The sequence below is a fragment of the Intrasporangium sp. genome (assembly GCF_036566125.1).
GTDB lineage: Bacteria > Actinomycetota > Actinomycetes > Actinomycetales > Dermatophilaceae > Intrasporangium.
Genome location: NZ_DATCWX010000267.1, coordinates 1 through 6,336, shown reverse-complemented (window position 1 = coordinate 6,336; position 6,336 = coordinate 1). Strand labels below are relative to the sequence as shown.

The 6,336-nt window shown below is 68.5% G+C and carries 6 protein-coding genes and 1 pseudogene; 4 read left to right on the top strand and 3 right to left on the bottom strand.

From position 1 onward, the window contains the following. Positions 1-18 precede the first annotated feature (18 nt). A complete protein-coding gene (locus VIR15_RS16645) occupies positions 19-1,104 on the top strand; it encodes an SGNH/GDSL hydrolase family protein (protein WP_331929755.1) in 1,086 nt (361 codons plus the stop codon). A gap of 51 nt (positions 1,105-1,155) precedes the next feature. Here VIR15_RS16645 and VIR15_RS16640 read toward each other — a convergent pair whose 3' ends face one another. After that, the gene (locus tag VIR15_RS16640) at positions 1,156-1,446 is read right to left on the bottom strand and encodes a WhiB family transcriptional regulator (protein ID WP_331929753.1); all 291 of its coding nucleotides are present in this window, start codon (positions 1,444-1,446) and stop codon (positions 1,156-1,158) included. Between the two features lie 195 nt (positions 1,447-1,641). On the opposite strand from VIR15_RS16640, the gene aqpZ reads away from it, so the two are divergent. After that, positions 1,642-2,457 carry an aquaporin Z gene (gene aqpZ, locus VIR15_RS16635; RefSeq protein WP_331929751.1) on the top strand — a complete coding sequence of 272 codons (816 nt, stop codon included), beginning with the start codon at positions 1,642-1,644 and terminating at the stop codon, positions 2,455-2,457. A gap of 73 nt (positions 2,458-2,530) precedes the next feature. Here the strand turns inward: aqpZ and VIR15_RS16630 are convergent, their stop codons facing one another. Then, positions 2,531-2,881 (bottom strand): MmcQ/YjbR family DNA-binding protein, encoded by a 351-nt coding sequence (locus VIR15_RS16630; RefSeq protein ID WP_331929749.1) that lies wholly within the window; start codon positions 2,879-2,881, stop codon positions 2,531-2,533. Between the two features lie 205 nt (positions 2,882-3,086). Next, positions 3,087-5,099, bottom strand: coding sequence for a glycoside hydrolase family 3 protein (locus VIR15_RS16625; RefSeq protein ID WP_331929747.1), 2,013 nt, complete (start codon positions 5,097-5,099; stop codon positions 3,087-3,089). Between the two features lie 276 nt (positions 5,100-5,375). Between VIR15_RS16625 and VIR15_RS16620 the strand changes: the two genes are divergently transcribed. After that, complete coding sequence (locus VIR15_RS16620) at positions 5,376-6,023, top strand: SatD family protein (RefSeq protein ID WP_331929745.1); 648 nt, start codon at positions 5,376-5,378, stop codon at positions 6,021-6,023. Then, positions 6,020-6,336, top strand: a pseudogene (locus tag VIR15_RS16615) (hypothetical protein); the annotation flags it as partial. The gene VIR15_RS16620 and the pseudogene VIR15_RS16615, both read left to right, overlap by 4 nt.

The following is a 6,336-nucleotide window of genomic DNA, read 5'->3' as shown; positions in this document are numbered from 1 at the left end:
CTGGGGCAGAATGTCGGCATGCGAAGATCCCGAGCGACCGACGTGTCGCTGGGACTCGTGATTCTCCTCGTCAATGTCGCCATCGTCGTAGCGGTGGTCTTCTTCATAGGGGGTCGACCGGAGTCCCCCGAGGGAACCGGTGCCCAGGGCCCCACTGGCACGCCCACCCCATCCGCCCCGGCGCCGACCGACGCGCACGGTGGGCCGACCACCGACATCTCCGGGCTGGTGGGCCGAGACGCGGACCTCACGCTCGCCGTGCTCGGCGACGGGACCGGTGACGAGGAAGGCGAGTGGGTGACGGTGCTCGGGGAACTGCTCGGACAGGGGCGGAAGGTCAAGGTCAACAACCTCGACCCGAGCGACCCGACCCACTACGCACGCGCACTCAGCTATGGCTCCGGAGAGCACACTGCGACGATCTGGAACGGCAGCCGCATCGGGGTGTCGGCTGACTACGCGGCGGAGCGCCTGGAGTTCCTCGTGCCCAACAAGCCGGATGCGATCCTGCTCAGCTACGGCCGCGATGACAAGGCGGAGGAGATCGGGACGGCGCTCGGCACCACGCTCAAGGCTATTCGCGAGCAGCACGCCGACGTCCCCGTGGCGGTGGTGCTCCAAGCGCAGAACGCCGACGACAAGATCGCGCCTGTCCGCGAGGCCGCGGCGACATGGGCCGAGGCCAACGGGCTGACGACGATCGACGTCGCGGCAGCCTTCCGCAAAGCGGGGGACCCGAACTCCTTCGTCTCGGTCGTCGACCCCCCGAGCGTCAACGCCCGCGGCGGCCAGCTGTGGGGCGAGACGGTGTTTCGGGCGCTGGGAGGTCGCCTCCCCAACAAGGCCGAGGCGACCGAGCCGTCAGCCACGACCATGGGCGCTGCGGCCCCCGATGCGGTGCCGCCTCCTCAGGACGTCGCCAACACCTATCAGGTGCCCGCGCCGACGGTGGTCACGACCGATCCCCTCGGCCCCCAGCCAGAACCCACTCAGCCGCCGCAGGATACGCCAACGACTACGCGGACCAACGGCACTGGATCGCCGGCTCCGACGACGACCACCGAAACGGCGACCACGGAGGCACCGCCACCCATCGAGGGCTGAGCTCGTGTAGCGAGCCCAGCGGCATATGGCCCCCTGTCGGTGGCCTGGGCGTCACGCGGCAGCCGGTTGCTTACGGGGACGTCCGCGGCCTCGCTTGTGCGCGATCACGGCACCATCGAGGAGCAGCTGCCCTCCCCAGACACCCCAGGGCTCGCGACGCTCGAGGGCGCCGGCGAGGCATTGCTCCCGCAAGGGACAGAGGCCGCACAGGGCCTTGGCGACATCGACATGCTCCGGCCTTTCGGCGAACCAGAGGTCCGCGTCGAACTCGCCACACGGGATGGCCTCACCCGACCGGTGAGCCGCGATGACGAAATCCCCCGAGATGAGGCTGCTGCTCATGAAACCACTGTGCGACGCGGACCCAACTTTCCACATCGGCCATTTCGCCGGTTCTTGACTGGACCACTCGATGACTGAGCTCGCGCTCGGAGCGAGCTCAGCGGCATACGGCATCTGTGTCTTCGGCTCCCGTCCCACGGTGGTCCCGTCCACTACGCTGCCAATCGGCCGGCCATCCTCGACAAAGGAGACCCGATGTACCAGCCAAAGATGAGCTCACGTCTCGGCGCGGAGGCCATGGGCACCTTCTGGCTCGTCTTCGTGGCGTGCGGGACCGCGATCTTCAACGGCAAGGTCATCACCCAGGCACTGTCTGACACCACGCCCGTCCAGATCGGCGTCGGTCGCCTCGGCATCGCCCTCGCGTTCGGCCTCGTCGTCATGGTCATGATCTACGCGGTGGGCCACGTCTCCGGCGGTCACTTCAACCCGGCCGTCACGATCGGCCTCGCGATCTCGAAGCGCTTCGACTGGAGCGATGTCCTGCCCTATCTCGCGGCGCAAGTCGTCGGTGGCCTGCTCGCCGGCGCGGCGCTGGCCGGCCTCGTCTCCAGCCGCGGGCTCCCAGTGACGGACAACCTCGCCGCGAACGGCTACGGCGACGCGTCACCCGACGGCTTCGGCCTCGGGGCGGTGCTCATCGTGGAGGCGCTGATGACGGCGTTCTTCGTCTACGTCTTCCTCGGCTCGACCAAGGACGACGCCCCCAAGGGGTTCGCCCCGCTGGCAATCGGCTTCGCGCTGACGGCGGCGCACTTCGTCGCCATTCCGGTGAGCAACGCGTCGATCAACCCGGCGCGCTCGACGGCGGTGGCCTTCTTCAATGGGGGCGATGCCCCGGCGCAGCTGTGGGCCTTCTGGGTTGCGCCGATCGTCGGTGGCCTCATAGCCGGCGCGACCTACGCGTGGATCACCGGCGACGACCGCCGGCACATGGACGTCGACGGGTCGACCTCGGACGTGGACAACGCAGAACTGGACGAGGCTGGGCGCCCGGTCCTTGACCGGTGAGCCTCGACGCCGGCGCCGGGCTAACTGGCGGCCATGAGCGGATGGGACCGTCACGCGGCTGGGGGCCAGCGGGTCACCCCAGCTGGGCGAAGTATGCCGCGGCCACAGACTTCGGCACGCACATCGCCCACGCGTCGACGATGAGCTCGTTGAGCTCGTCGTGCTCCAAGGCGGCCAGCCAGGCACACACCCACTGATATCGCAGGTCCGAGGGCCGGGGCAGGAAGAACTTGTCCGGCTCACTGGCGACGAGGTCAGCCCGCTCCTCACGTGGGAACCCGAAGCCGAGCTGGGTCTCGTCCGGACTCACACTCGCGAACACGATCTGGCCCACCCGGAACTTGCGATAGTCGCGCACCCACGCCTCATACGCCCTGGGGAGCTGCAGCGCGATGTCGCGCACGTCGAGGGCCGTTACAGCCATAGCGGCGATCCTGCCACGCTGCACCGACACGGTGAGCCGGTGCGGTGCATGGGGCTCAGCGAGGGTGCACTGAGGGCCCACGCGGAAGCCAGCCCAGCGGCATACGGGCACGTCTTCTTCGCGTCGGCGCTGAGGGCAAGGCGAGGGCCGGCCACTCATTGGCGGGAGTGGCCGGCCCTTGCGTCAGGTCTCGCTCGCGAGTGCTTCAGCTGTCGTAGCTGAGCCCGAAGCCGAAGACGTACTTGTCGCCGGCAGCGTTGACGTACGTGTAGTCGAAGGCCTCCGCATATCCAGGGACGTCGGACGCGTTGGCCTCGACCGCCGCCTGGTTCTTCGGCAGGGTGAGAGGCAGCTTGCCGCTCGGGTTGATGTCGCCGCGGACGGCTGCCCACAGCGCCTCCGTCTTGACGTCGAAGGTCGCGATGACCGAGGCGGCGCCCGGCTCGATGTCCTCGACGATCCAGGGCAGCACCGTGTTGAGAGCCAGCACGGTCGGCACGGCTGCCTCGATCTGCTTGACCCGTTCGACGTCGACTCCCGTGTCGGCGTTGAGCTGGATCGTCTTGGTCGAACCGTCCGGCAGCTCATAGGAGTTGGGTCGCACGACGACGAGAGCCGCTGTGGCGTCAGCGAGGTCGTCGACGACCTCGATCGACGGGTCGGCCGCGCGGATGGTCTCCTTGAGCGCCGAGGTCTGGGCCTCGCCGTTCGCGCGGGTCACGACCTCGACAAAGAGCTTCGTGTCCGCGAGCGCGTCGTCCGTGATCGGCAGCTGCCCCTGGTCGTTGCGCAGCAAGGTGATCGATCGGGCGTGGGCCTCGTCCGCGCGAGCCTGAGACGCCGGGGAGTCAGCGATCCGCTGGGCCTCGGCCGGGTCGACGTAGGGGTCCTCGAAGAGACCGAGCTCGAACATCTCGGTCACCAGCAGCCGGACCGACTCGTTGAGGTCGGACTCCGCCAGCAGACCTTCGTTGACCGCAGCGATGAGGCCGGAGGGGTCGTTGTAGTCGGAGAAGATGTTCGTTCCGGCCTTCACCGCCTTCGCATAGCGCTCGGGGAGCGTCAGTTCGGCGATCCCCTCACCCCACGCCGTCGACGTCAGCACGCCGCTGTCGCTGTTGACGTAGCCCTTGAAGCCGAGGTCACCCCGCAGCACCCCATCGAGGATGCCCTTGTTGTAGGCGCCGGCGACCTCCTCGAACTGCTGGGTCTTCGAGAACCACAGGCGCTCGGGCAGCTGCACGGCGCTGCGCTCGTTGTCCGGCACGTTGTAGTAGGACATGACCGCGCTGGCGCCTGCGTCGATCGCCGCCTGGAACGGCGGGAGCTGGTACGTGTAGAGGCTCCCGGCGGTCGGGTAGATCGCGTACTGGCCGTTCTCGTTGTGCGGGTCCAGACCGCGGACCACCGAGCCGTCACCGGGGAAGTGCTTGATCGTCTGGGCCACGGAGTCAGGCCCGAGCTTTTCACCCTGGAAGCCGAGCGTGAGCTCCCGGGCGATCGCGGCGTTGAGGTCCGGGCTCTCCCCGAACGTGCCCGAGATGCGGTTCCACCGCGGCTCGGTCGCCGTCTCGATCTGGTAGCCGTAGATCTTGTGGATGCCGGCCGACCGCCACTCCGCTCGGGCGATCTCCGCGAACTCGCGCGCCACCGCAGGGTCCGCGGTCGCCGCGATGCCGAGCGAGCCCGGCCACAGCGAGAACATCCCGGTCGCCTCGCTGATCCCGAACTGCTGGTCGGGGTTGACGTGATTGCGCGGGTTGGAGGCGAAGACCACGGGGATCCCGAGGCGGCTGCCCTCGGCGAGCTCCTGGTAGTCGTTGGCGCGGTCCGCGAGCTCGGCCGCCGTCGGGTTGTCGCGAATGACGAAGTGCCGGATGTTGCGGTCCTGCAGGTAGCCGACAGTCGGCTCGAATGGATCGGCCACTGGCGTTCCCGAAGGGGCCCCGCGCCGCTCCGAGGTGATGTGCATGAGCCCGGCCTTCTCCTCGAGCGTCATGCGGCTGACCAGGTCGACCGCGCGGGCGCGGCTGTCGCGCTGCCAGTCCTCGTAGGGGTCGATCCGGCCGTTGGCGTTGAGGTCCTTGAAGAAGGCGTTGCCCCGCTCGAGCACGGGCTTGACCCTCGCCTCAACGGGGCCGCCGTCGCGCTGGACGATGGCTTGGCCGGCTTGTGCTCCCGGCACGGCACCTCCGACGAACAGCAGTGTGATGGGCACGGCCGCCAGCGCCGCGAACAGTGGTCCTCTATGGATTCGCATCATTGGTCCTCCTGAGAGGTGCGCGTGGGTTTGACCCATTCGCACGGTTGAGATGTCTCGCCACCATCGCGACGGCTTTCTCGCCGAGGAAAGGTGTTGCACGAAGTTGCCTGTGGAGCACCTGGGCGACCGCACGTGTCGGGCCACGTCTGTGACGGCACTGGCAAGCGGGGAGCCAGCTCAGCGGCATAGGCCATCTGCTTCATTCATCGCAAATTGAGCTATCTTCTTCATATGAACCGAATGAAGCGTTCTCCTGAACGGGTTGCCCTCATCGGTGACATCGTCGAGTCCCGGCGAGCCAGCGACCGACAGGCCCTCCACGACACGGTCTCCGCGGTCCTCGCTCGCGTCAACGCTGGACATCCCGTCGTCGACCCGGCCGTGATCACGCTCGGCGACGAGTTCCAGGGCGTCTACGCCACGCTGGGTGACGCCCTCACCGCCGCGTTCCACATCCGGGCGGGGCTACGGCCGCACGACGTGCGCTTCGGCGTGGGCCGCGGCGCCATCCAGGCCCTGGACTCGGAGCGCGGCATCCATGACGGCCCGGCGTACTGGGCCGCGCGCGACGCCATCGTGGAGGCAGAGCGCCTCGCCGGGAAGGCCGCCCTGCGGACGACGCGCACGGTGTATTCCTCTCCCGTGGACGAGCCGGCCATGGTCGCCGCCGTCAACGCCGCCTTGACGGCACTCGACCACATCCTCGGCTCATTGTCACCGGTCTCGTGGAGGATCCTCGAAGGGCGGCTCGAGGGGCTGACCCAGAAGGACATCGCGGCTCGCGCGGGCATCACGCCGTCCGCGGTGTCGCAGCGGGTGCGAAGTGATGGGATCGGGGTGGCCATGGAGACGATGCGGATGCTGGGTGAGCTCCCATGACGTGGGTCTCGCTCGCCCTCCTTGCGTTCGGCGTGGCCGATCTCGTCCGCACCAGAGATGGCCGTATGCCGCTGGGCTTGCCTCCGCTCGCCGGTGTCCTCACGCTCGTCGTCCTCTCGATCGTCGCGGACGTGAACGCTCCTGCTGACATCGCCGCACTCGTCGTCACCGCGGTCGCGCTCACCGGCTGGGTCGTCACGTCGGGCCAGACCCAGGCCACCGGTCGTCGCGCCGGCGTGCCGCTTGCGCTGATCGCGGTGCTCCTCGGCGGTCTGGTCGCCTTCTCGGGCTTCGCGAGCACCCCCGGGGGACC

What these genes read in the sequence shown, in the direction of transcription:
- VIR15_RS16645 (WP_331929755.1), top strand. Translation starts at nt 19, where the DNA reads ATGCGAAGATCCCGAGCGACCGACGTGTCGCTGGGACTCGTGATTCTC.
- VIR15_RS16620 (WP_331929745.1), top strand. Translation starts at nt 5,376, where the DNA reads ATGAACCGAATGAAGCGTTCTCCTGAACGGGTTGCCCTCATCGGTGAC.
- aqpZ (WP_331929751.1), top strand. Translation starts at nt 1,642, where the DNA reads ATGTACCAGCCAAAGATGAGCTCACGTCTCGGCGCGGAGGCCATGGGC.
- VIR15_RS16630 (WP_331929749.1), bottom strand. Translation starts at nt 2,881, where the DNA reads ATGGCTGTAACGGCCCTCGACGTGCGCGACATCGCGCTGCAGCTCCCC.
- VIR15_RS16640 (WP_331929753.1), bottom strand. Translation starts at nt 1,446, where the DNA reads ATGAGCAGCAGCCTCATCTCGGGGGATTTCGTCATCGCGGCTCACCGG.